At 66.6% G+C, this 24,760-nt stretch carries 20 protein-coding genes; 11 read left to right on the forward strand and 9 right to left on the reverse strand.

Annotated features, from left to right (window positions below):
- Positions 1 to 150: 150 nt before the first annotated feature.
- From IP93_RS05015 to IP93_RS05025, 3 genes are read right to left on the reverse strand one after another with little or no spacing between them, the layout of a single operon-like run.
- Entirely contained in the window at positions 151 to 1,026 is an 876-nt protein-coding gene (locus tag IP93_RS05015; protein ID WP_242006747.1) for an ABC-2 transporter permease, read from the reverse strand.
- Positions 1,023 to 1,898 (reverse strand): ABC transporter ATP-binding protein, encoded by an 876-nt coding sequence (locus IP93_RS05020; RefSeq protein ID WP_144813124.1) that lies wholly within the window; start codon positions 1,896 to 1,898, stop codon positions 1,023 to 1,025. The genes IP93_RS05015 and IP93_RS05020 overlap by 4 nt, the downstream gene beginning before the upstream one ends.
- 5 nt (positions 1,899 to 1,903) lie before the next feature.
- On the reverse strand, positions 1,904 to 2,275 hold the full coding sequence (locus IP93_RS05025) for a GntR family transcriptional regulator (RefSeq protein ID WP_144812815.1): 372 nt from the start codon (positions 2,273 to 2,275) through the stop codon (positions 1,904 to 1,906).
- Positions 2,276 to 2,681: 406 nt separating this feature from the next.
- Here IP93_RS05025 and IP93_RS05030 point away from each other — a divergent pair, with 406 nt between their 5' ends.
- From IP93_RS05030 to IP93_RS05055, 6 genes are all read left to right on the forward strand, one after another.
- The gene (locus IP93_RS05030) at positions 2,682 to 3,251 is read left to right on the forward strand and encodes a glutathione peroxidase (RefSeq protein WP_144812817.1); all 570 of its coding nucleotides are present in this window, start codon (positions 2,682 to 2,684) and stop codon (positions 3,249 to 3,251) included.
- 171 nt (positions 3,252 to 3,422) lie between these two features.
- Positions 3,423 to 4,361: an FKBP-type peptidyl-prolyl cis-trans isomerase gene (locus IP93_RS05035; RefSeq protein WP_144812819.1), complete on the forward strand. Its 939-nt coding sequence runs from the start codon at positions 3,423 to 3,425 to the stop codon at positions 4,359 to 4,361.
- Between the two features lie 108 nt (positions 4,362 to 4,469).
- Positions 4,470 to 5,249 carry a BamJ family beta-barrel-assembly machinery protein gene (bamJ, locus tag IP93_RS05040; protein WP_144812822.1) on the forward strand — a complete coding sequence of 260 codons (780 nt, stop codon included), beginning with the start codon at positions 4,470 to 4,472 and terminating at the stop codon, positions 5,247 to 5,249.
- A gap of 82 nt (positions 5,250 to 5,331) precedes the next feature.
- Positions 5,332 to 6,681, forward strand: coding sequence for a UDP-glucose dehydrogenase family protein (locus tag IP93_RS05045; protein WP_144812823.1), 1,350 nt, complete (start codon positions 5,332 to 5,334; stop codon positions 6,679 to 6,681).
- A complete protein-coding gene (locus IP93_RS05050) occupies positions 6,678 to 6,908 on the forward strand; it encodes a SlyX family protein (RefSeq protein WP_144812826.1) in 231 nt (76 codons plus the stop codon). Before IP93_RS05045 ends, IP93_RS05050 begins: the two co-directional genes overlap by 4 nt.
- Before the next feature lie 56 nt (positions 6,909 to 6,964).
- Positions 6,965 to 7,678, forward strand: a complete 714-nt coding sequence (locus tag IP93_RS05055) for a DUF2058 domain-containing protein (RefSeq protein ID WP_144812828.1) — start codon at positions 6,965 to 6,967, stop codon at positions 7,676 to 7,678.
- Positions 7,679 to 7,697: 19 nt separating this feature from the next.
- On the opposite strand, the gene IP93_RS05060 is transcribed toward IP93_RS05055, so the two are convergent.
- Complete coding sequence (locus IP93_RS05060; RefSeq protein WP_144812830.1) at positions 7,698 to 8,408, reverse strand: rRNA pseudouridine synthase; 711 nt, start codon at positions 8,406 to 8,408, stop codon at positions 7,698 to 7,700.
- Positions 8,409 to 8,501: 93 nt separating this feature from the next.
- On the opposite strand from IP93_RS05060, the gene IP93_RS05065 reads away from it, so the two are divergent.
- Positions 8,502 to 9,359 carry a PA4780 family RIO1-like protein kinase gene (locus IP93_RS05065; RefSeq protein ID WP_144812833.1) on the forward strand — a complete coding sequence of 286 codons (858 nt, stop codon included), beginning with the start codon at positions 8,502 to 8,504 and terminating at the stop codon, positions 9,357 to 9,359.
- Between the two features lie 7 nt (positions 9,360 to 9,366).
- On the opposite strand, the gene metH is transcribed toward IP93_RS05065, so the two are convergent.
- The 3 genes from metH to IP93_RS05080 form a co-directional block, all read right to left on the reverse strand.
- Positions 9,367 to 12,054: a methionine synthase gene (gene metH, locus IP93_RS05070; protein WP_144812836.1), complete on the reverse strand. Its 2,688-nt coding sequence runs from the start codon at positions 12,052 to 12,054 to the stop codon at positions 9,367 to 9,369.
- Between the two features lie 114 nt (positions 12,055 to 12,168).
- Positions 12,169 to 13,269, reverse strand: a complete 1,101-nt coding sequence (locus tag IP93_RS05075; RefSeq protein WP_144812839.1) for a homocysteine S-methyltransferase family protein — start codon at positions 13,267 to 13,269, stop codon at positions 12,169 to 12,171.
- Between the two features lie 12 nt (positions 13,270 to 13,281).
- Positions 13,282 to 14,223, reverse strand: coding sequence for an ArsR/SmtB family transcription factor (locus IP93_RS05080; RefSeq protein WP_144812841.1), 942 nt, complete (start codon positions 14,221 to 14,223; stop codon positions 13,282 to 13,284).
- A 139-nt stretch (positions 14,224 to 14,362) separates the two neighbouring features.
- On the opposite strand from IP93_RS05080, the gene IP93_RS05085 reads away from it, so the two are divergent.
- From IP93_RS05085 to IP93_RS05100, 4 genes are all read left to right on the forward strand, one after another.
- Positions 14,363 to 15,553, forward strand: a complete 1,191-nt coding sequence (locus IP93_RS05085) for an acyl-CoA dehydrogenase family protein (protein ID WP_425480024.1) — start codon at positions 14,363 to 14,365, stop codon at positions 15,551 to 15,553.
- A gap of 218 nt (positions 15,554 to 15,771) precedes the next feature.
- Complete coding sequence (locus IP93_RS05090; protein ID WP_144812846.1) at positions 15,772 to 20,754, forward strand: NAD-glutamate dehydrogenase; 4,983 nt, start codon at positions 15,772 to 15,774, stop codon at positions 20,752 to 20,754.
- 66 nt (positions 20,755 to 20,820) lie between these two features.
- Positions 20,821 to 21,594, forward strand: a complete 774-nt coding sequence (locus IP93_RS05095) for an NAD kinase (RefSeq protein ID WP_144812849.1) — start codon at positions 20,821 to 20,823, stop codon at positions 21,592 to 21,594.
- Positions 21,595 to 21,775: 181 nt separating this feature from the next.
- Positions 21,776 to 22,684, forward strand: coding sequence for a 5'-nucleotidase (locus IP93_RS05100; protein WP_144812852.1), 909 nt, complete (start codon positions 21,776 to 21,778; stop codon positions 22,682 to 22,684).
- A gap of 91 nt (positions 22,685 to 22,775) precedes the next feature.
- On the opposite strand, the gene IP93_RS05105 is transcribed toward IP93_RS05100, so the two are convergent.
- Both IP93_RS05105 and IP93_RS05110 read right to left on the reverse strand, forming a co-directional pair.
- On the reverse strand, positions 22,776 to 23,339 hold the full coding sequence (locus tag IP93_RS05105; RefSeq protein ID WP_158636272.1) for a DUF2939 domain-containing protein: 564 nt from the start codon (positions 23,337 to 23,339) through the stop codon (positions 22,776 to 22,778).
- A gap of 198 nt (positions 23,340 to 23,537) precedes the next feature.
- Positions 23,538 to 24,758 carry an MFS transporter gene (locus tag IP93_RS05110; RefSeq protein WP_158636273.1) on the reverse strand — a complete coding sequence of 407 codons (1,221 nt, stop codon included), beginning with the start codon at positions 24,756 to 24,758 and terminating at the stop codon, positions 23,538 to 23,540.
- Between the last annotated feature and the right edge of the window lie 2 nt (positions 24,759 to 24,760).

Genomic DNA, 24,760 nt, shown 5'->3' on the forward strand with positions numbered 1-24,760 from the left:
CGGCGCAGCCGGATCGCGCCGACCAGCATCAGGGCGCCGGCTACCACGCCAATCCACAGCGAGGGAGAGGCCAGGGTGGAGTAGGTCGTCTGCAAGCTCACCAGCGTATGCACCGCCTGCGGACCTTCGATGGGGCCGATGCGGGCGGCATCAAACCAGGTGCCCGGGGCCACGCATGAGCAGCATGCGGGCCACGATGTTCTTCCAGAACCAGGTCGCCTCGAGGTTGAAGAACTTCATCATGTCGAACCAGGTGACGAAGATGCCCGCGAACACCGGGATCATCACCGCCCACAGGAACGCCTTGCTGCGCGCCCAGGCCGAGCAGAGCATCAACCAGCCGACGGTCGGCATGGCCCACAGGGCGTACACCGGCAGCGAGGCGATCATGTTGCCGGCGACCTTCAACGGGCTGGCGGGGCCCCACAGCAGGGTCAGCGGGTTGCCACCGTGCAGCAGCACCAGGCCGCTGTACAGCACCAGCGAGCCGAGCATGGTGACGATGCCGGCCAGGATGGCGAGTGCAGGCGCCATGACCACGGCGCTGACCACCTTCGACAGCACGGTGTCGCGGTCCGACACTGGCAGCGACTTCCAGAACAGCACGCTGCGGTCCTTGCGATCGTCGTACAGGCAGCTCAGGCAGTAGAAGAACACCACGAACGCGAGCACGATCAGCGGCCAGCTGGCGGCCATGTACAGGCTGGCGTCGATGACGCCGCCTACCTCGCGCAGTTCCTCCGGTCCCAGCTTGTCGGTCAGCTGCGACAGGTCCAGGCCATTGATGCGGAAGCTGCCACCTTCGACGTTGACGCGGGCATGGTCGGGTGCCTTGCGCAGGAAGGCCTCGCCCACGCCGGCGCCCATCAGGCTCAGCAGCAGGAAGATGCCACCGGCCACCAGCGGCGCCCAGAGAAAACCGCCCTTGTGCTCCCAGAACTCGCGCTTGAGCAGCAGTTTCAGCTTGTGGGTGGCGTGCGGCGCGGCCACGGGGGCGCGCACATGGGTCTCGGCAACGGTGTTCATGCGTAGGTCCCCTTCATGGTGGCGACGAACAGGTCGGCCAGGCCCGGCGTGCGGGTTTCACCGAACGGTTCCAGCTGCGCGGCGGGCACGCCGTCGAACAGCATCACGGTCTTGCCGAACGGCAGCGAGCGCTCGTCGATCGGCTTGAGCGCGCGGGCGGCGTCGAGGTGGGCGGTGTCCACCAGTACTTCGATGAAGCGGTCGCCCAGCGATTCCATGTCCGTGTCCAGGACCATCCTGCCGTCGCGGATGAACATCACGTCGGTGAGGATGTGTTCGATCTCCTCCACCTGGTGCGTGGTGACGATGATCGTCTTCTCCTCGTCGAAGTAGTCCTCCAGCAGGCGCTGGTAGAACTGCTTGCGGTAGAGGATGTCCAGGCCCAGGGTCGGCTCGTCCAGCACCAGCAGCTTGGCGTCGATGGCCATCACCAGCGCCAGGTGCAGCTGCACGATCATGCCCTTGGACATCTCGCGCACGCGCAGGTTGGGCTTGAGCTGGGTGTGCTCGAGGAAGCGCTCGCACCTGGCGCGGTCAAAGCGCGGGTGCACGCCGGCCACGAACTCGATGGCCTCCTTGACCCGGATCCAGCGCGGCAGCACCGCCACGTCGGCGATGAAGCACACGTCGCGCATCAGGTCGTCGCGCTGGGTGCGCGGGTCGCGGCCCAGCACGCTCAGCTCGCCCTCGAACGGGATCAGGCCGAGGATGGCCTTCAGCGCGGTGGTCTTGCCGGCGCCGTTGGGGCCGATCAAGCCGATGATGCGCCCGGCGGGGATGGAGAACGAGGTGTTGTCCAGCGCCACCTTGTTCTTGTAGGCCTTGCGCAGGTTGCGGGCGGTGACCACGGGGCCGGTGGCGACATTGGCCATGGTGTTCATGCCGTGCCTCCGATGGCCTTCGGCCCCATCAGTTCCTCCATGGACAGGCCCAGGCGCTGGATGCGTTCCAGCACCAGCGGCCACTCCTCGCGGAGGAAGCGTTCACGTTCATTCACCAGCAACTTCCTTGCAGCTTCTTCTGTGACGTACATGCCCAGTCCCCTGCGCTTTTCTACGAGAGCCTCGTCCGCCAGTTCCTGGTAGGCGCGCGAGACGGTGATGGGATTCAGTTGGTACTCGGCGGCGACCTGCCGGACGGAGGGCAGGGCGTCGCCGGGCTTGAGGATGCCATCGAGCATCATGGCGATGACACGCTCCTTCAACTGGCGGTAGATGGGAGCGCCATCGCTCCATTGGATTGCGGTCATGGTCAACCCCGCTTTGCGAATGAGAAAAAGGGCATGACCAACGTCTGCCGGCGGTGGCGCGCACTCTTCCTGATCACGCGTGTCGGAGCCTCTGAAGCGCTGTCCGCAGCGGACAGGCCCAAGGAGGCCGTGGGGGGGAGGGTGCCGGCCGCGGCGGACGACGCAGCCCGGAGGGACGGGGCCGTCTGGGCGGGGGTCGGTGCGGCGGGCAAGGCGACCAGCACCAGCAGGGTGCTGGCGGTGGCGAGGGTCAGTGCGGTGTGGCGGAGCGCGTTGTTCATGGCGAACGTCCTGCTCGTTAGTAGACCGGTGTTGTAGGCAACTATAACACCAAAATACATCACGTCAAGCATCCCCAACCCAACTGAAGTCATACTTGGGTCCCAGCCCCTCCGGTTGCCCTCCCATGTCCCGAACCCCTCTTCTGGCGGCCTTGGCGGCCGCGTCCCTGCTGGTCGCTGGCGCAGCGCTGGCGGCCTCCGGCCTGTTGGCCCACAGTTTCCGCCCGTTGGCGGGCAAGACCCCGGTCAATCTGGAGCAGGCCTACGGTGGCCAGGTGCTGCTGGTGGTCAATACCGCCAGCAAGTGCGGCTTCACCCCCCAGTTCGAGGCGCTGGAAGCGCTTCACGCGAAGTACAAGGGCAAGGGTTTTGCGGTGCTGGGTTTTCCGTCGGGTGACTTCCGCGAGCAGGAGTTCACCGATGAGAAGGAAATCCAGCAGTTCTGTACGCTGACCTACGGCGTGAAGTTCCCCATGTTCGAGAAAGTGCACGTGGTCGGCGAAAGCGCCACGCCTTTCTACAAGGCACTGGCCGCGGCTTCAGGCGAGGCCCCCAAATGGAACTTCCACAAGTACCTGATCGGCCGTGACGGTCGCCTGGTGGCCAGTTGGGGCAGTCGCACGAAGCCTGACGACAAGGCCATCGTCGACGCCATCGAGCAGGCGATGAAGGCACCGCGTCCCGCCACACCCTGAATCGGGCGGCCGTGCAACCCGTGGTCGGCCGCACGGGATATGGAGTGCCAGGTGCCAGGCAATGGCGGAATGAATGCGTGCATGGCCCCGTGATTGCCGTCCGGGCCGCAGGCCGCGACAATGGGAACTTCGCGCCGCACCTGCGGCGTATCCGACAGGAGCAGTCTCGGAATGAATGCTTTCGCGCGCGGCCTGGCCGTGTTGATCACCACCGCTGCGACGCTGACCGGCGCCGTGGCCATCGCCCAGGACAAGACCGTGCTTAACAACGACCGCGAAAAGGTCAGCTACATGATCGGCCGGGATGTCGCGACCTCGATCGCGCCCGTCGGCCCGGACCTTGATGTCGCTGCTTTCGAGCGCGCGGTCAGGAACGCCTTCGACGGCGGCAAGCCGCTGCTTGACGAGAAGGAAGCGCAGGTCGTGGGTGGCGCACTGATGCAGCGTATCGGCGTGCGCATGGGCAAGGCGCCGGAGGGCACCAAGGCTCCCGACGTGGCCAAGGACAAGGTGGGTTACCTGGTAGGTGCCGACGTGGGGCGTTCGCTCGCCGGCATCAAGGAGGAGATCGAACTCCCGGTGCTGATGCAGTCGGTGCGCACGGCGTTGGCCAATGGCCCGTCGCTGCTCCCGGAAGCCGAAGCCAATGCCATCCGCGACGCGTTCTCGCAGCGCATGCAGGCCAAGATGCAGGCGCGCGCCAGCGAGCAGGCCGACAAGAACAAGGCCGAAGGTGCCGCGTTCCTCGCCAGGAACAAGGCTGAGAAGGGCGTGTTCACGACGCCGTCGGGCCTGCAGTACATGGTGCTGCGACAGGGCTCGGGCGCCCGCCCGAAGGCTACCGACAAGGTTCGCGTGAACTACCACGGCACCCTGCTGGACGGTACCGTCTTCGACAGTTCGTACGATCGTGGCCAGGAAGCCGAGTTCGGGCTGAACCAGGTGATCGCGGGCTGGACCGAGGGTGTCGCGATGATGCCGGTGGGGAGCAAGTTCCGGTTCTGGGTCCCGGCCGAGCTCGGCTACGGTGCACGTGGAACTCCGGGTGGCCCGATCGGTCCCAATGCCACGTTGCAATTCGACGTCGAGCTGATGGCGATCGTGCCGTAACGGCACGTTCAGTCCCATCCCGACACATTCCACCGGCACGTTTCGTGCCCCCGCCGCACCGGCCCCCGTCGGCGCGGTGGTCGCCGCCTATCGATGGAGTCCTGTTCCATGAAGCAATCCGTGCGTCATTTCGCCGTCCTGGCCGTCGCCTCGCTGGTCCTGGCTGCCTGCAACAAGCCCGCCGAGAAGGCCGAAGATACCGCCGCTGCGGACAAGTCCACCGAGGCCGCCGCCGAAGGCACCAGAATTCCTGGCCTGGAGGGCGAAAAGGCCCAGTCGGGCTACGTGATCGGCCTTGACATCGCCAAGTCGCTGGAGCCGGCCAAGGGTGAGTACGACCTGGATGCCATGATCAAGGGCCTGAAGGCCGGCGTGGCAGGTGACAAGGCACTGGTCGACGACAAGCAGGCGCAGACCATCCGCGAAGCGTTCGGCCAGAAGATCCAGGCCAAGCGCATCGCCGAGATGATGGCCAAGGCCAAGGAAAACGCTGAAGCCGGCGCCAGGTTCCTGGCCGAGAATGGCAAGAAGGAAGGCGTGAAGACCACCGCGTCGGGCCTGCAGTACCAGGTCATCACCGAGGGCACCGGCGCCAAGCCGAAGGCCACGGACGTGGTTAAGGTGCATTACAAGGGCACCCTGCTGGACGGCAAGACCTTCGACAGCTCCTACGACCGCGGCGAGCCGGTGGTGTTCCCGCTGCAGGGCGTGGTCCCCGGCTGGCAGGAGGGCCTGCAGCTCATGACCGTGGGCAGCAAGTACAAGTTCTGGATCCCGTCCAAGCTGGGTTATGGCGAGACCGGTACTCCGGGCGGCCCGATCGGTCCGAATGCGACGCTGGTGTTCGAGGTCGAGCTGCAGGACGTGGTGCCGCCGAACAAGAAGTAAGCCGCGCCGGCGACCGTTGCGGGGCAGCGGTCGCCGGATGACGTACAGGCAGTAGCGTCACCGTGTTGAAGGATTCCAGGGAATGCGAGTCACCATTTTCGGTACCGGTTATGTGGGCCTGGTCACCGGTACCTGTCTGGCCGATGTGGGCCACGACGTGGTCTGCGTGGATATTGACGCGGCCAAGGTCGACGGTCTGAACAACGGCATCGTCCCGATCTTCGAGCCGGGGCTGGAGCCGATGGTGAAGAGCAACCACGCGGCGGGGCGCCTGCGCTTCACCACCGACGCGGGCGCGGCGATCGGCCATGGCGACGTGGTGTTCATCGCGGTGGGCACACCGCCGGACGAGGACGGCAGTGCGGACCTGAAGTACGTGCTGGCCGTGGCCCGCACCATTGGCCAGCACCTGAAGAGGACGGTAGTGGTGGTGGACAAGTCCACGGTCCCGGTGGGCACCGCCGACAAGGTGCGCGCCACGATCAAGGCGGAACTGGCCACGCGCGGCGAGTCCTTCGAGTTCCACGTGGTCTCGAACCCGGAATTCCTGAAGGAGGGCGATGCGGTCAATGACTGCATGCGTCCGGACCGCATCGTGATCGGCGCCGATGACGCCGGCGCGGTGGAGAAGCTCAAGCGCCTGTACGCGCCGTTCAACCGCAGCCACGAACGCATCGTGGTGATGGACGTGCGCTCGGCCGAACTGACCAAGTACGCGGCCAACGCCATGCTGGCGACCAAGATCAGCTTCATGAACGAAATCGCCAACATCGCCGAGCGCGTGGGCGCGGATGTGGAGATGGTGCGCCAGGGCATCGGTTCGGACCCGCGCATCGGCTGGCATTTCATCTACCCGGGCGCCGGCTACGGCGGTTCCTGTTTCCCCAAGGACGTGCAGGCGCTGGCCCGCACGGCACAGCAGCACGGCTACAGCGCCGAATTGCTGGAGTCGGTGGAAGCGGTCAACGACCGGCAGAAGGGTCACCTGTTCGAATTGATGGTGCGCCATTACGGCAGCGCCGACGCGCTGCGCGGCAAGACGGTGGCGGTGTGGGGCCTGGCGTTCAAGCCCAATACCGACGACATGCGCGAAGCCTCCAGTCGCACGCTGCTGCCACAACTGTGGCAGGCGGGCGCCAAGGTGCGCGCCTACGACCCGGAGGCGCACGACGAGGCACAGCGCATCTTCGGCGATCGCGATGACCTGTTGCTGTGCGACTCGGCCTACCAGGCGCTGGTGGACGTGGACGCGCTGGTGGTGGTGACCGAATGGAAGCAGTTCCGCAGCCCGGATTTTGGTCGCGTGCGCGACGCGCTGCGGGACAAGGTGGTGTTCGACGGCCGCAATCTGTACCACCCGGATGAGCTGGAGGCGATGGGCCTGGCCTACTACGGCATCGGGCGTGGGCGTTCGATCAAGGTGGATGCATGAACGCCGACGTGGAACAGCGCCTGGTGGACCTTGAGTCGCGGTTGGCGTTCCAGGAGCACGCGCTGAACGAACTCAGCGATGCGTTGGCAGCCGCCCGCGATGAGGAAGCACGCAATGGGCTGCTGATGCATCGCATGCTGGAGGAGCTGAAGCAGCTACGATTGGCGATGTCCAATGCGCCGCTCACGGGCGACCCGGCCAGCGAGCCGCCTCCGCCGCATTATTGATGGTTGTCCGGTCGGCGCTGGGGCGGCGTCCGGATGCAGCACGCAAGAGAGAACGCATGAGCAACAGCCTTCGCGACCAACTGCTCGGCCTGGGGTTCCCGGCGCCGACCAAGCCTGAGCGCAGTGACAAGCCGGGTGCCGGCAAGCCCGGGGGCGGCGGCCCCGCGGGCAACCGGCGGCCGGGCGGTCCGGGAAACCACCGCGTTGCCGAGGGCAAGGGCGGCCACGGACGCGCCAGCCAAACGGGGAGCGGCGCGCGGCCGCAAGGTGAACCGCGGCGCGACGCGCGCAAACCCGGTGCGCAGAAGCCGGGCGGCCAGAATCCGGGCCGGCCGCGTAGCCGGGAGGACATCGACCTGGCCAAGGCCTACGCCATCCGCGCCCAGCGCGAGAAGGACGAGCGCATTGCCGCAGAGAAGGCCAAGCAGGAAGAAGCGCGCATCAAGCGGGAGGCGCGCGCCAAGCTTGCCGAATTCGTCAAGGACAAGGACCTGAACGTAGCGGATGCGGAGATTGCCCGGCACTTTCCTTACGGCGGCAAGATCAAGCGCATCTACGTCACGCCCGAGCAGTTGAAGGCGCTCAATGCCGGCGAGTTGGGCGTGGTGCAGTTGGAAGGGCGTTACGTGCTGGTGACGGCCGAGGTGCTGGCGCAGGCCGAGGCGATCTTCGCGCCCGCCGTGGCACTGAAGGTAGACCCGGATGCGCCGGCTGCCGATGATCCTTATGGCGATCCGCAGTTCCAGGTGCCTGACGACCTGGTCTGGTGAGCGGCTTGTAGGTGGTTCCCTAGAACCGCTCGCCGACCGGTAGATAGCGCCACTCGCCCACGGGCATCCTGCCCAGCGGGATACGACCGATGCGCAGGCGCCGGATGGACACCGCATCGAGTCCCACTTCGCGGCACATGTGGCGCAATTGACCGGGCTGCACGGCCTTGATGGCGAATCGCAACCGGGTCTCGTTCTGCCAGCTGACCTTGCATGGCGGCAGGGCGCGGCCAAGGTAGTGGAGGCCGCTGGCGAGACGGGCCATGCCGTACGGCGCGATGTCGCCGGCAACTTCCACCACGAACTCCTGCTCGATGAGCGCCTGGTCCTCGGTCAGCCGGCGGCGGACCCTGCCGTCCTGGGTGAGGACCAGCAGGCCACTGGCTTCGGCGTCGAGCGGCATCAGCGGAACCAGGCGGTGGAAGTGCCGCTTGAGCATGCGGATGTCCGGATCATCGCCCCCGGTGTGCGTCGCGGGTGTCACCAGCGACGCCGCGTCCGCACTCTCAACCCCGGCGGGCTTGTGCAGCAGCATCGTGGCGGGCTCGATCTTCCCGAGGTGGGCGCCCGCGGCCAATTCCACCTTCTGCGTCGCCACCTGGGCCTGTGGCTCCTCGACGACTTTGCCGTCGACCAGCACCCAACCGCCCTCGATGTACTGCTGGGCCTCCGCCCGGGAACACGGGACCAGTTCGGCGATGCGTTTGTCGAGGCGGGTGGAGGGTGACATGACGGGATTCGTGGTGTTGGGCCGCAAGTGTAATGATAGGCGCCCTGTCGATCCGCAAAACCGGCATCGGCGCCGCTCCACGTTCAGGAACCCATGAAGACACCCCCAGGCCTGCAGGCTTTGATTGACGACGGCGTGATCGACGAGGTGATGCGCCCGCTCAAGAGTGGCAAGGAGGCCGCCGTGTACGTGGTGCGTGCCGGTGACGACGTGCGATGTGCCAAGGTCTACAAGGACATGGCGCAGCGCAGCTTCCAGCAACGGGTCCAGTACCAGGAAGGCCGCAAGGTGCGCGGCAGCCGCGAAGCCCGCGCGATCGGCAAGGCCAGCAAGTACGGGCGCAGGCAGCAGGAAACCGCCTGGAAGAACACCGAAGTCGACGCGCTCTACCAGCTGCGGGACGCCGGCGTGCGCGTACCCGAGCCGTATGGCTACTACCACGGCGTACTGGTGATGGAACTGGTGACCGACGCGGACGGCCACTCGGCGCCGCGGCTGGGCGAAGTGGAACTGGCACCCGAGCAGGCACGCGGCTTCCACCGGTTCCTGGTCCGCCACGTGGTGAAGATGCTGTGCGTCGGGCTGATCCACGGCGATCTGTCCGAATACAACGTGCTGGTCGCACCGGATGGCCCGGTCATCATCGACTTTCCGCAGGTAGTGAGCGCCGCGGGCAACAACGCCGCGCGGGCGATGCTGTTGCGCGACGTCAACAACATCACCGCCAGCCTGGGGCGCTGGGCGCCCGAACTGCTGGACACCTGGTACGCCGAGGAAATGTGGGCGCTGTTCGAAGCCGGAGCGCTGCATCCGGACAGCGAGCTGACCGGCGAGTTCGTGGCTGACGACAGGGTGGCGGACGTCGATGGCGTGCGTCACGCCATCAACAACGCGCGTGAGGAAGCGTTGATCCGGCAGCAGGGCCGCGAGGCGGCGGCCGAGGCCGACTAGGCGAACCTCATTCCGGGTCGTAGTCCAGGTTCGACGCAAGCCACCGTTCGGCCTGTGCCAGCGTCACGCCCTTGCGCCTGGCGTAGTCCTCCGCCTGTTCCTTCGACACCCGGCCGACCACGAAGTACTGGCTGCCCGGGTGGCTGAAGTAATAGCCCGACACCGCCGCGGCCGGGTACATGGCGAAGCTCTCGGTCAGGTGCAGGCCAATGCGGTCCTCGGCGCCGAGCAGCCGGAACAGCGTGGCCTTCTCGCTGTGCTCGGGACAGGCCGGATAGCCGGGCGCAGGACGGATGCCCCGGTACTGCTCGTGGATCAGCGCTTCGGCATCCAGCGCCTCCTTCGGCGCATAGCCCCAGAATTCGGTACGCACGCGCTGGTGCAGGCGCTCGGCCAGGGTTTCGGCCAGGCGATCGGCGAGCGCCTTGAGCAGGATGGCGTTGTAGTCGTCATGGTCGGCCTCGAAGCGCGCGATGTGCGGCTCGATGCCAACGCCAGCGGTCACCGCGAAGGCGCCGATCCAGTCCTGGCGGCCGCTGTCCTGCGGCGCGATGAAATCGGCCAGGCAGAAGTCGGGGCGTTCGACCGGCTTGTCGGCCTGCTGTCGCAGGAAGTGGAGGATCTCCCGGCGGCCGTCGACATCGACGACGACGTCATCGCCCGTCGACTGCGCCGGCCACAGCGCGAACACCGCTTTCGCGGTCAGCCATTTCTCCCTGACGATCCGCTCCAGCATGGCGCGTGCGTCGCGGAACAGTTCGCGCGCCTGCTCGCCAACGATCTCGTCATCGAGGATGGCGGGATAGCGACCCGCCAGCTCCCAGGCCTGGAAGAACGGTGTCCAGTCGATCAGTTCGACCAGGTCGTCCAGCGGCCAGTCCTCGACCACGTGCAGGCCGGGTTGTCGGGGTGCGGGTGGTTCGTAGTCGGCCCAGCCACCTTGGAATCGCTGTCCGCGCGCCTTCTCCAGTGGGACCAGCCGCTTGCCGTCGCCGCGGTTGCGGTGCCGTTGGCGGATGTCGGCATAGTCGGCGGCATTGGCCGCCACGAATGAGTCGCGCAGGTCCACGCTGATCAGCGATTGCGCCACGCCCACCGCACGCGAAGCGTCCTTCACCCACACGGTGGGGGACTGGTAGTGCGGATCGATCTTCAATGCGGTGTGCGCGCGCGATGTGGTGGCGCCGCCGATCATCAGCGGCATGGTCAGGCCCTGGCGTTGCATTTCGCGGGCAACGTGGCTCATCTCCTCGAGGGACGGCGTGATCAGGCCGGACAGGCCCACCAGGTCGGCGCTCTCTTTCACCGCGGTGTCGAGGATGGTCTGCGCAGGCACCATGACGCCCAGGTCGATGACCTCGAAGTTGTTGCAGGCCAGCACCACGCCGACGATGTTCTTGCCGATGTCGTGCACGTCGCCCTTGACCGTGGCCATCACGATCTTGCCGTTGGACTTGCCGGCGTCGCCGGTACGCAGCTTCTCGGCCTCGATGAAGGGCAGCAGGTAGGCCACCGCCTTCTTCATCACCCGCGCTGACTTCACCACCTGCGGCAGGAACATCTTGCCGGCACCGAACAGGTCGCCGACCACGTTCATGCCGTCCATCAACGGGCCTTCGATCACGTCCAGCGGACGCTTGGCCTGTGCGCGGGCTTCTTCGGTATCGCCTTCGATGTACTGGTCGATGCCGTGCACCAGCGCGTGGCTCAGGCGGTCGCGCACCGGCTTTTCGCGCCAGGCCAGGTCCTCGACCTTCTTCTCGCCCTTCCTGCCCTTGTAGCGGTCGGCAATCTCCAGCAGGCGTTCGGTGGCATCGTCGCGCCGGTTGAGCACCACGTCTTCCACGCGTTCGCGCAGCAGCGGATCCAGGTCGTCGTACAGCGGCAGCGCGCCGGCGTTGACGATGCCCATGTCCATGCCCGCCTTGATGGCGTGGTACAGGAACACCACGTGGATCGCCTGTCGCACCGGCTCGTTGCCGCGGAACGAGAACGAGACGTTGGAGACACCGCCGGAGATGTGGCTGAAGGGGTGCCGGCGCTTGAGCTCACGGCAGGCCTCGATGAAGGCAACCGCGTAATTGTTGTGCTCCTCGATGCCGGTGGCGATCGCGAACACGTTGGGATCGAAGATGATGTCTTCGGGCGGGAAGCCGATCTCCTCGGTCAGCAGCTTGTAGGCGCGTGAGCAGATCTCGACCTTGCGCTGCACGGTGTCGGCCTGGCCGGTTTCGTCAAAGGCCATCACCACCACCGCGGCGCCGTAACGGCGTACCAGCCGCGCCTGCCTCAGGAATTCCGCTTCGCCTTCCTTCATCGAGATGGAGTTGACGATGCCTTTGCCCTGCAGGCACTTCAGCCCGGCCTCGATCACGGTCCATTTGGAGCTGTCCACCATCACCGGCACGCGCGCGATGTCGGGTTCGGCGGCGATCAGGTTGAGGTAGGTCACCATCGCCTTTTCGGAATCGAGCAGGCCTTCGTCCATGTTGACGTCGATGACCTGCGCGCCATTCTCGACCTGCTGCCGGGCAACCACCACCGCTTCGTCGAAACGGCCGTCCAGGATCAGCTTCTTGAACTGAGCGCTGCCGGTCACGTTGGTGCGCTCGCCGACATTGACGAAGTTGCTCTGCGGGGTGATCTGCAGCGGTTCCAGGCCACTGAGGCGCGTCTGGCGGGGGGGGGTGTGCATGGACTCAGGGACCTGCGTCTGTGGCGGGCGGAGCGTCGCGCCGGTCAATGGCGCAGCGGCGCGCGGCCGCTGGATGGCAGTGGCGCGTGTCGGTCGATGGGGCGTCCCACCGGCTCACGCGGCCGTCTCCAGGGTGGGCAGCTCACGGCGCGTCACGCCGGCGACTGCAGCGGCAATCGCGGCGATGTGCCCGGGGGTGGTGCCGCAACAGCCGCCCACCAGGTTCAACAGCCCCGCTTCGGCAAAGCTGCGCAGCACGGCCGCCATGTCGTCGGGCGTCTCGTCATAGCCGCCAAACGCATTGGGCAGGCCGGCATTGGGGTGACAGCTCACGTACGCATCCGCGACCCGTGCCAGCACGTCGATGTGCACGCGCAGGTCCTTGGCGCCGAGCGCGCAGTTCAGGCCAATGGCAAGCGGTTGCGCGTGGCGCAGCGAGTACCAGAATGCTTCCGCCGTCTGCCCGGAGAGCGTGCGTCCCGACGCATCGGTGATGGTGCCGGAGACCATCACCGGCAGCCGTGCGCCGCGGGCGTCGAAGGCTTCTTCGATCGCGAACAGCGCGGCCTTGGCATTGAGGGTGTCGAACACCGTTTCCACCATCAGGATGTCGGCGCCGCCATCGATCAGACCGTCGGCGGCCTCGCGGTAGGCCACGCGCAGCTCATCGAAACCGATGGCGCGGAATCCCGGGCGGTTGACGTCCGGGCTCAGCGAGGCGGTGCGGCTGGTGGGCCCCAGCACGCCGATCACGAAGCGGGGCTGCGACGGGTCGCGGGCCTCGGCCTCGTCGCAGGCGGCGCGGGCCAGGCGCGCGCCTTCCACGTTCAATTCGCGGGCCAGGTGTTGCAGGCCGTAGTCGGCCAGCGAGATGGTGGTGGAATTGAACGTATTGGTCTCGACCAGGTCCGCGCCGGCGTCGAGGTACTGGCGATGGATGCCGGTGACGATGTCCGGGCGGGTAAGGCTGAGCAGGTCGTTGTTGCCACGCTGGTCGTGGCCGCAGCCACAACCGTCACCATGGGCGTGGCCCGCGTTGGGCGACCACAACCGGTCATAGCCTTCCGCGAAACGCTCGCCGCGGTAATCGGCTTCCTGCAGCTGGTGCTGCTGGATCATCGTGCCCATCGCCCCGTCGATGACGAGGATGCGCTCACGCAGGCGCTGTTGCAGCGTTTCGGCACGGATGGGATTGAGCCAGGGGAGGGTGTTCATGGGCTGCGGCACTCAGCGGGCAACGAGCGGCTTGCGCGCGATGAGCGCGATGACTTCGAAGTGCGGCGGACGACGTTCCCGCGTGACGGTGTCGCACGAGACGATGTCGAACCCGGCACGACTGGCGAAACGGCTCAGCTCCTTCTCGCTGAAACCCAGGTTCACATGGCCAAACCCTTCCACCGCGTTGCGGTGTTCGTGCTTGGCCAGGCTGGTCAGCAGCAGGCGACCGCCGGGCCGCAGCACGCGTGCGGCCTCCAGCACGGCCTGCGCCGGATGTTCGGCATAGGTCAGCGCATGCATCAGCACGACCAGGTCGAACTGCTCGTCGGCGAAGGGCAGGGCATGCATGTTGCCCTCGCGCACTTCCACGTTCTTCAGCTTGCGCAGGCGCTCGGAGGCGGCCAGCACCACCTTGGTGCTGGAATCCAGGCACACGTAGCGGTGCGAGTGGGGGGCAAGAAGTTCGGCCAGCACACCGTCGCCCGAGGCGATGTCGAGCACGTCGCCCGGTTCCAGCAGTGGCAGGGCTGAGCGGGCCATCGCTTCCCAGGTGCGCCCTGGCGAGTAGTGGCGCTCCATGTCGCCGGCCACCGAGTCGGCCCAGTTCTGGTCCGCGGCGCGGCTGGCCAGCACCTCGGTCACGCGATCGGCGTCCTGGCGCAACAGCGGGTCGTCGCTGCCTTCGCGCAGGGTTTGCCACAACGCGCGTTGCGCCGCATCAAGAGCGGTGTCATCAAAGCGGTAATACGCCGAAACGCCGGCGCGCCGGTCACGCACCAGCCCGGCTTCCTTGAGCTTGGCCAGGTGGGTGGAAACACGTGGCTGGGCCAGCCGGGTGATGGCGGACAGTTCCGCCACGGTCAGTTCCTCGCGTTCCAGCAGTGCGAGCAGCCGCACCCGGGTGGCGTCGGCGAACACCTTCAGTCGGGACGACCAGCCTTCCAGATCCATCGTGCACCTTTAATCAATCTATCGCGATATAGCGATAATTGTGGGCCGGGCGATGGCGGGGGTCAAGCGGCATGATCTCGGTCATTGGGGTTCCACGGCAGTGCCAGCTACAATTGCACTTGTAACCATTCGCGGGCGCGTGCCGCCCACAGCCAGTCGAGGTGCTTTCGTGGATTTCCGCTTTACCGAAGAGCAGTTGATGATCCAGGACGTGGCGCGCCGTATCGCCCAGGAAAAGATTGCTCCGAGTGCCGAGCACCACGACCAGACCGGCGAGTTCCCGCTGGACAATATCCGTACCCTGGGCGAGAACGGCCTGATGGGCATCGAGGTGCCGGCCGAGTATGGCGGTTCGGGCATGGATCCGATCAGCTACGTGCTGGCCATGATCGAGATCGCGCACGCCGATGCGGCGCATTCGACCATCGTGTCGGTCAACAATTCGCTGTTCTGCAACGGCATCCTGAAGTTCGGCACCGAGGAGCAGAAGCAGCTCTACGTGCGAGCGATTGCCGAGGGTCGTGAAATCGGCGCGTTCGCGCTGACCGAGCCGCAGTCGGGCTCAGACGCCACGGCCATGCGCTGCAAGGCCACCCGGCAGGCCGACGGCACCTTCATCGTCAACGGCAAGAAGAGCTGGATCACCTCCGGCCCGGTGGCCAAGTACATCGTGCTGTTCGCCATGACCGATCCCGACAAGGGCGCGCGTGGCATCACCGCGTTCATGATCGACACCGACCGCGCCGGCTTCCACCGCGGCAAGACCGAGCCCAAGCTGGGCATCCGCGCTTCGGCCACCTGCGAGATCGAGTTCACCGATTACGTGGTGCAGCCGAACGAGGTGCTGGGCGCCGAGGGTGAGGGTTTCAAGATTGCCATGAGCGTGCTGGATGCCGGCCGCATCGGTATCGCGTCGCAGGCGCTGGGCATTGCCCGCGCCGCCTATGAAGCTACCCTGGCTTACGTGAAGGAGCGCAAGGCCTTCGGTGCGCCGATCGGTACGTTCCAGATGACCCAGGCCAAGATCGCCGACATGAAGTGCAAGCTCGATGCGGCCATGCTGCTGACGCTTCGCGCGGCGTGGCAGAAGGGCGAGTTCGAGAAGGGTGGCGCCCGTTTCAGCAACGAGGCGGCCATCGCCAAGCTGACCGCTTCCGAGGCCGCGATGTGGATCACCCACCAGGCGCTGCAGATACACGGCGGCATGGGCTATTCCAAGGAAATGCCGATCGAACGCTACTTCCGTGATGCGAAGATCACCGAGATCTACGAGGGCACCAGCGAGATCCAGCGCCTGGTGATTGCCCGCAACGAGACCGGGCTGCGCTGACCAGCCATGACATGCCTGCAAGGCAAAGCCGTGCCCGCCGCCGTCTGCCATGTGCACCGCGGTGGCGATCGCCGCGATAAACCGATCGCCCGTCGTGGCGTCGTGACCGCCCCGCTCCGCGGGCTGGGCGACGTGCGCGACGGTGTTGTTCCCCGCTGACTTTCCCCGACTGGCCTGCGCGAGAGCGTGGGCCTCACTGCATTGGAACCAACGTACCCATGAGTACTGCCGCCAAAGCTCCAGCCAAACCCCGCGGTAAAGCCCGCGCCGCTGTGGCCGAAACCGACGCCGTATCCCTTGAACCCATCCTGGCCGCCGTGCGCAAGCGCGTGCCGAAGGCGCGCCAGGCGGAGGCCGAGGCGTTCGCCAGCGACTTCTATCGCCGCATGAGCACGGACGAATTGCCGCAGCACGACGCCGAAGGCTGGGCCGCGCTGGCGGTGGACATGCTGGACTTCGCGCGCACCCGCAAGCCGGGCACTGCGCTGATCCGCCTGTTCAACCCGAACTGCAAGGAACAGGGCTGGGAATCGCCGCACACTGCGCTGCAGATCGCCAACGACGACATGCCGTTCCTCGTGGATTCGGTGACGATGGCGCTGGCCGAGCGCGGTATCGGCGTGCATGTGCTGGGCCATCCGGTGGTCAAGCTGACGCGCGACAAGGCCGGCAAGGTGACCGCGGTGGGCCAGGGCGTGGCCGAATCGCTGATGTGCCTGGAGATCGATCGCCAGGCACCGGAGTCCATGGCCGAAATCAAGTCGGTGGTGGAAGAGGTGCTGGATGACGTCCGCGCCATCGTCGCCGACTGGTCGACGATGCGGGACAGGATGACCGGCGTCGCCGCGGACCTGGTCAATCGCCAGATGCCGGTCGATGCGGCCGGCCGTGCCGAAGCGCAGGAGTTCCTGCGCTGGGCGGCCGACGATCATTTCACCTTCCTCGGCTACCGCGAATACGAAGTGGCCAAGGAAGGCGGCAAGGACGTGCTGCGCGCGGTGAAGAACAGCGGCCTGGGCCTGCTGCGTGGCAAGGAGGTGGGCAAGTCGCGACTGCTGACGTCGCTTGCGGCGCACTACATGCCGCAGTCGGGTTCCGTCGATGCGCTGATCCTGACCAAGACCAATGCGCGCTCGACCGTGCACCGTCCGGGCTACATGGACTACATCGGCGTACTGACCTTTGACAAGGACGGCAAGCCGGTCCGCGAGGAGCGTTTCCTCGGCCTGTATACCTCCAGCGCGTACACGCGCCGCCCGTGGGACATTCCGCTGGTGCGCCAGCGCCACGAGTACGTCATGGACCAGTCGGGACTGGCGCCGGACAGCCATAGTGGCAAGGCGCTGCGCCACATCCTGGAAACGCTGCCGCGCGACGAGATGTTCCAGGCCAACGAGCAGGAACTGCTGAGGACCGCCAGCGGCATCCTCGGGCTTCAGGAGCGCGTTCGCAGCAAGCTGTTCCTGCGTCGCGACCGTTACGGCCGTTTCTTCTCGGGCCTGGTGTACATCCCGCGCGAGCGCTTCAATACCGATGTGCGACTGCGCATCGAGGCGATGCTCAAGCGCGTGCTGCACGGTGAGCACATCGACTCCACGGTGGTGATGGGCGAGTCGCCGCTGGCGCAGTTGCACCTGCTGGTGCGACCGAAGTCCGGCGAAGCGGTGGAAGTGGACAACGCCGCCATCGAGGCGGAGTTGGCCGCCATCGTGCGCAACTGGCAGGACGACCTGCGCGACGTGCTGGTCAAGCGCCATGGCGAGGAAAAGGGCCTCAAGCTGGCCAACGGCCTGGGTCGCGCGCTGCCGCGTGGCTACATCGAAGGCGCATCCGCGGCAGTCGCCGCCGATGACGTCGAGAACCTGGCCGCGCTGAAGGGCGACCACGATCTGCGCCTGAGCCTGTACCGTGCCCACGGCGTCGGCGACCTGCGCCTCAAGTTCTACCGTCTTGGCTCGGACCTGCAGTTGTCCGACGCACTGCCGCTGATGGAGAACATGGGCCTGCGTGTGCTCACCGAGCATCCGTACCGCCTGGCGGCGGGCGACACCATCGCGCACATCCAGGACTTCGACGTGGCGGTGGCCAGCAAGCAGTTGGACGTCGAGGCCAACCGCGCGCAGTTCGAGGATGCGTTCGTGCGTGCGTGGCGCGGCGAAGTGGAGAACGATGCCTTCAACCGCCTGGTGCTGGGCGCAGGCCTGACGTGGCGCCAGGTCGCCATGCTGCGCGCGTACTGCAAGTACCTGCTGCAGGTGGGCGTGCCGTTCTCGCAGCATTACGTGGAAGAGACGTTCAACCGCTATCCGTTGCTGGCGCGCATGCTGGTGGAGTTGTTCGAGGCCCGCTTCGACCCGTCGACCGGCAAGGAGAGCAAGGCCGAGATCAAGGCCGGCGTGGAGCGCTTCACCCGCCAGATTGAAGCCCTGGCCGGTGGCGACGAAGCGGTGATGGCCGTGGTCAAGCCGGTCATCGACGCCCGCGCCTGCAAGCGCGAGGCCCAGACCGAAGCCGCGCGCGCCGCGCTGCTCGGCCTGCTGGACCGCGTCAGCAGCCTGGACGAGGACCGCATCCTGCGCAGCTTCATTGGCGTGATCGAAGCCACGCTGCGCACCAGCTACTACATGGAGCGCAAGGATGGCGTGCGCGCCGACGGTGGTCCGGCGGACTACGTCAGCTTCAAGTTCGACGCGGCCAAGGTGCCGGATGCCCCCAAGCCGCGCCCGTACCGCGAGATCTTCGTGTACGGCCCGCGCGTGGAAGGCGTGCACCTGCGCTTTGGCCCGGTGGCCCGTGGTGGCCTGCGCTGGTCGGACCGCCGCGAGGACTTCCGCACCGAGGTGCTGGGCCTGGTGAAGGCACAGATGGTGAAGAACACCGTGATCGTGCCAGTGGGCTCGAAGGGCGGCTTCTTCGCCAAGCAGCTGCCGGACCCGTCGGTGGATCGCGACACGTGGTTCAACGAGGGCGTGGCCTGCTACAAGCGCTTCATCAACGGCCTGCTGGACATCACCGACAACATCGTCGACGGCAAGATCGTGCCGCCGCTGAACGTGGTGCGCCACGATAATGACGACCCGTACCTGGTGGTGGCGGCCGACAAGGGCACCGCGACTTTCTCCGATACGGCCAATGGCATCGCGCGTGCGCACGGCTTCTGGATGGACGACGCGTTCGCCTCGGGCGGTTCGGTGGGCTACGACCACAAGGGCATGGGCATCACCGCGCGCGGTGCGTGGGAGTCGGTCAAGCGCCACTTCCGTGCGCTGGGCCGGGACAGCCAGAAGCAGGACTTCACCGCGGTGGGCGTGGGCGACATGTCCGGTGACGTGTTCGGCAACGGCATGCTGCTGAGCAGGCACATCCGCCTGGTCGCGGCGTTCGACCATCGCCACATCTTCATCGATCCGAACCCGGATGCCGCGGTGACGTTCAAGGAGCGCCAGCGCATGTTCAAGGTGCCGCGCTCCAGCTGGGCCGACTACGACGCCAAGCTGATCAGTAAGGGCGGCGGCGTGTTCCCGCGTTCGGCGAAGTCCATTGCGCTGTCGGCCGAGGCCAAGGCGGCGCTGGGCATCGATGCGTCGGTGGCGGCGATGAGCCCGACCGATCTGATGAGCGCCATCCTCAAGGCGCCGGTGGACCTGCTGTGGAACGGCGGCATTGGCACCTACGTCAAGGCCAGCACCGAATCCCACGCCGACGTGGGTGACCGTGCCAACAACGCCCTGCGCGTGAACGGCCGTGACCTGCGCTGCAAGGTGGTGGGCGAGGGCGGCAACCTGGGCATGACCCAGCTGGGCCGCATCGAGGCCGCGCTGCATGGCGTGCTGCTCAACACCGACTTCATCGACAATTCGGCCGGCGTGGACACCTCGGACCACGAGGTGAACATCAAGATCCTGCTCAACGACGTGGTGCAGTCGAAGAAACTCACGGTGGACGGCCGCAACAAGCTGCTCGCCGCGATGACCGACGAGGTCGCGGGCCTGGTGCTCAACGACAACTACCGCCAGAACCAGGCGATCAGCCTGATGGAGCGGATGAGCCTGAGCCGCCTGGGTTCCAAGCAGCACTTCATCCGCACGCTGGAATCGCAGGGCCTGCTGGACCGCCAGATCGAGTTCCTGCCCTCCGATGCCGAGATCAGCGACCGCAAGGCTCGCGGCCAGGGCCTGACCCGTCCCGAGCTGGCGGTGCTGCTGTCCTATTCCAAGCTGGTGCTGTTCCAGCAGTTGCTGGAGTCCAACGTGCCGGAGGACGGTTACCTCTCCAAGGAACTGGTGCGTTACTTCCCGCAGCCGCTGCAGGAAAAGTACGCCAAGGTCATGGAAGGCCATCGCCTGAAGCGCGAGATCATCGCCACCGCCGTGACCAACTCCATGGTCAACCGCATGGGCGCGACCTTCACCCTGCGCATGACCGAGGACACCGGGCGTTCCCCGGCCGAGGTGGCCAAGGCCTACACCATCGCCCGTGAGGCGGTGGACGCGCGCGAACTGTGGGCGCAGATCGACGCGCTGGACGGCAAGGTGCCGGAAGGCGTGCAGATCGATGCGTTGCAGACCATCTGGACCCTGCTGCGCTCGATGAGCCGCTGGATCCTTTCGCGGCCGGGTGCGATCCCCGAGATCACCGCGGCGATGGCGCGCTATGGTGCCGGCATCAAGGCGGTGCGCGAGGCGTTGCCCTCGGTGCTGTCGGACGCGCGTCGCACCGCGTACGAAGCCCGCCTGGTCGAGTGGAAGGGCAAGGGCCTGCCGGTGGCGCTGGCCACCCAGCTCGCCGCCCTGCCGACGCTGGAGTTCGCATGCGACATCGTCGAGGTCGCGCAGGCTCGCAAGCTGACGCCAGTTGAAGTCGCCAAGGGCTACTTCGCGCTGGGTGCGGCACTGCAGTTGCCGTGGCTGTACGAGCAGGTGGATGCATTGGACGTCAGCGGGCGTTGGCAGGCGATGGCCCGCAGCGCATTGCGTGACGAGTTGGCGGTCCAGCAGCGCACCCTGGCGAGCCAGATCCTGGCCGGCGCCGGCAAGAAGCCGCCGGAAGCCAAGGTGGAGGCGTGGATGCAGCGTGACGAGTCGACCCTGCGTTTCACCCTTGCCATGCTCAATGACCTGCTCAGCCAGAAGTCGCTCGACTATCCGACCCTGTCGGTGGCCGCGCGCCGCCTGGCGCAGTTGGCCTCGGCCGCGGAGTAAGTGACGCGGGTGTAATGGACCCCGTCTGGCTCCGGGTTATGCTGTCGGCATGCCCCGGAGCCTTCGATGACCCAGTCGCCCCGCATCGCTTTCCTGGCCAGTCACGCCGAAGAGGCACAGAACGCGCTCGCCCCGCTGGTCGAGCGCCACGGTCAGCATGCCCCTGCCGATGCGGACGTCGTGGTCGCGCTGGGTGGCGACGGCTTCATGCTGCAGACCCTCCATCGCCACGGTTCGCTGGGCAAACCCGTGTACGGGATGAAGCTCGGCACGGTCGGCTTCCTGATGAACCACCACAGCCCTGACGGGTTGCTCGACCGCCTGCAGGCGGCCGAGCCGGCGGTGTTGCGCCCGTTGGAAATGCTGGCGCAGACCGAGTCCGGCGCGACCGCCGGTTCGTTGGCCTACAACGAGGTTTCGCTGCTGCGCCAGACCCGCCAGGCCGCGCACGTCCGCATCGAACTCAACGGCCAGACGCGGTTGGACGAGTTGATCTGCGATGGCGTGCTGGTGGCCACGCCGGCCGGCAGCACGGCCTACAACTTTTCGGCCCATGGCCCGATCCTGCCGCTCGGGGCCAATGTCATGGCGCTGACGCCCATTGCCGCGTTCCGTCCCCGGCGCTGGCGTGGGGCGGTACTCAAGGCTGATACCGAGGTGCGCTTCCAGGTGCTGGACCCGTACAAGCGGCCGGTCAGTGCCACCGCGGATTCGCACGAGGTGCGCGACGTGGTGGAAGTGGTGATCCGCGAGTCGCGGGATCGGACGGTTACGTTGCTGTTTGATCCGGAGCACAACCTTGAGGAGCGGATGCTGGCGGAGCAGTTCACGAGCGGATGAGGGTGTATGGGCGGCGGGTATCGGCGGGTCCGGGCATTCGCTCCCCGATACTCGCTCGGTGCCCGGACCCGCCGATACCCGCCCTCCAACGGTGTGGGCAGAGCCAAAAACATGAGCGTCGGCTTTTGGACGCTCCCACCACGTCTCAGCCAAAGAGACCCACACCCTGCACAATGACCCCATGCCAGATGCCGCTGCCGACCCGCTGATCGTTGCCATCTCCTCGCGGACCCTGTTCGACATGGAGGACAGCCACGCGCTGTTCGAGCGCGAGGGGCTGGACGCGTATGCGGATTTCCAGCGCAGTCACGAGGACGATCTGCTGGCACCGGGCGTGGCATTCCCGCTGGTGCGCAAGTTGCTGGGTCTCAACGAGGGGGCGCCACCGGAGGCGCCGCGGGTGGAGGTCATCCTGATCTCGCGCAACTCCGCCGACACGGGCCTGCGCATCTTCAATTCGATCGAGCACCACGGACTGTCCATCAAGCGTGCTGCGTTCAGCAACGGGGCCCCGCCGTATCCGTATATCAAACCGTTTGGCTCGGACCTGTTCCTCTCGGCCCATGCCGAGGATGTGCGTGCGGCCTTGGCGGCGGGCGTGGCGGCGGCGACGCTGCTCCCATCGCGGGCGCCCCAGCACCGGCATGACCAGTTGCGCATCGCATTCGACGGCGACGCGGTGATCTTCGGCGACGAAGGCGAGCGCGTCTCGCGCGAGGGCGGGTTGGCGGCGTTTGCCGCCTACGAGCGGGCGAACGCGGGGCAGCCGCTGTCAGGCGGGCCATTCCGCGGTTTCCTGGATGCGCTGCACCGTCTGCAGACGGTGTTTCCGATGGGAGAGAACGCGCCGATCCGCACCGCGCTGGTCACCGCGCGGTCGGTGCCGGCCCATGAGCGTGTTATCCGCACGCTGCGGGAGTGGGGTATCCGGTTGGACGAGGCGCTGTTCCTGGGCGGCCGCGCCAAGGGGCCGTTCCTGGAGGCGTTTGGCGCCGACATCTTCTTCGACGATTCCGAACACAACATCGTCTCGGCACGTGACCACGTGGCGGCGGGTCATGTGCCGCACGGTGTAGCCAACCCGCGATAGCGCGCTGGTTAGCCCAGCTGGTTCGTCTGGTCCGGTTGCCGGTTGGCCCGGTTGGTCTGTCCGGCTCGTCTGGCCTGCAATAACCGGGCGCTTACTCGTTCGCCAATGCCGCGGCGTCGAATGGCAGGCGGATATCCGTCACCCGCCAGCGCAGGCCGTCACGCGTCATCCCGACCACCAGCGGGTCCTCCGTCTCCGGATGCAGGGTGATGGTGAAGCGTGACGGCGACTGGAAGCGGTATTTCGCGCCTTCCAGTGGATCGCTTGGTGCGGTGTTCACGTCATTTTCGTTCGGGTTGATGCGGTCGCTGGTGACCCGCCTCACCAGCCCCCGGCCCTCGATCAGCGCACCCAGCCCGGCGGGCGTGGCCAGCATGTCCACCACGCCATCGGTGAGGTTGCCGGCCATGCCCAGCGCGATCGCGCCGAGCAGGCCTGACTGGACGTCCGCGCCGGCCCTACGCACCAACTGGTCATCCAGCTGCTGCTTGAAGTTGGCACGCAGCGCGGGGAAATCGATGTGTTGCGACAGCGCCGCCGTGTCCTGGGCTTCGATGGCCTTGCGGATGTTGTGCACGGCCAGGAAGGGGCCTGAAGCCCAAACGCCCAGCAGCAGGACGAGGATGACGAGGCCGACGGCCAGCAGCTTCTTCATTCGGTGCGCTCCAATAGGCGATGGGGACAGCATATCCACTGTCTGGCTCCAATCCTGGTCTGAACACCAGTTCGATCCGACTTGATTCGATCCGATTCGATCCGCTTCGGTTCACTTCGTTTCGTTCCAGTTCCCTCTCGATCTGGAACACGTGGCGGCGGCTGATTTGCCCGAGGGTCACCCGTGTGCGCAACCGTCTCAGGCATCCGCGGTCCTACGGAACGACGTCGCCGTGGCCACCAACACGCCCAAGCCCACGAGCGTGGCCAATGCCCCCGCGACGAACGCCCATTGGCCGCCGCCATGCTGCCAGGCAACCGACGCGAGGCCGGCGCCCAGCACACCGCCAATGCCGCCGCTGAAGCCATACAGCAGGCCCTGCGCGGCCACCATGTCGTGGCGCTCCGGGAACAGCTCGGCCATCCGCCGCATGCAACCGGCATGGAACGCGGCGAAGCTGAACGCGTGTCCGGTCTGCGCCAGTGCCATCCAGCCGAAGGACGGACCCAGCCATGCCACGATCAGCCAACGCACCACGGTGACGCCCATGCAGGTGAGCATCACGCGCCAGGCGCCAAAGCGCTGCAGCAGTTTGGGCGCGAGCCAGAACATGGCCACTTCGCAGATCACGCCGATGGCCCACAGCAGGCCCACGGCCGTTCCGTCGTGTCCCTGCGCGCGCAGGTGCAGGGTGTAGAACACGTAGAACGGGCCAAAGCCAAGTTGCATCAGCAGGGTGACCAGCAGCAGGCTGCGAACGCCCGGCCGTCGCCAGAGTGGCATCCCAGTGGGGCGGGCTGCAGGACTGGTCGCTGGGTCGGACTCGACGCCAACTGCCGATGGGTTCACCGGCGAAGTCTGCATCGGGGCATGAGGCCGGTCTTTTCGGTGCAACCAGGCCGCTGCAACGGTCAACGCCAGCCAGGGCAGGGTCAGCCAGACGAAGGCGTCTTCGCCCAATCGATCGAGCAGCCAGCCATAACTCGCCGCCACGACCAGGAAGCTGATCGAACCCCACACGCGGATACGGCCGTATTCGTGGCTGCGGTGGGCCAGCGCCGACAGCGTCATCGCCTCGAACTGCGGCATCACCGCGTTGAAGAACAGGGCGAACCAGGTGATGGCAAGGAAGATGGACATCGCGCTCGTGGTGCCCGCCAGCGCGGCGAAGCCCAGCAGCGCCAGCAGGCAGCCGGCCACCAGCCAGTGGCCGGGCACCGGGCTGCGGGCGGACCAGCGCGACCATGTCGGTGGCGCCAGCATGCGACCGCCATACCACAGCCCGAGCACCGCGCCGACCACATAGCCGCCGTGGCCCTGCGCCACCACCCAGCGGCCGATGTACGGCGTGAATGCGCCCAATGCGCCGTAGTACCCGAGGTAGAACAGCGAGTAACGTCGGAAATCAGCAGGCGACACCG

Origin of the sequence: Aerolutibacter ruishenii, from assembly GCF_007830115.1 — a bacterium.
GTDB classification, from domain to species: domain Bacteria; phylum Pseudomonadota; class Gammaproteobacteria; order Xanthomonadales; family Xanthomonadaceae; genus Aerolutibacter; species Aerolutibacter ruishenii.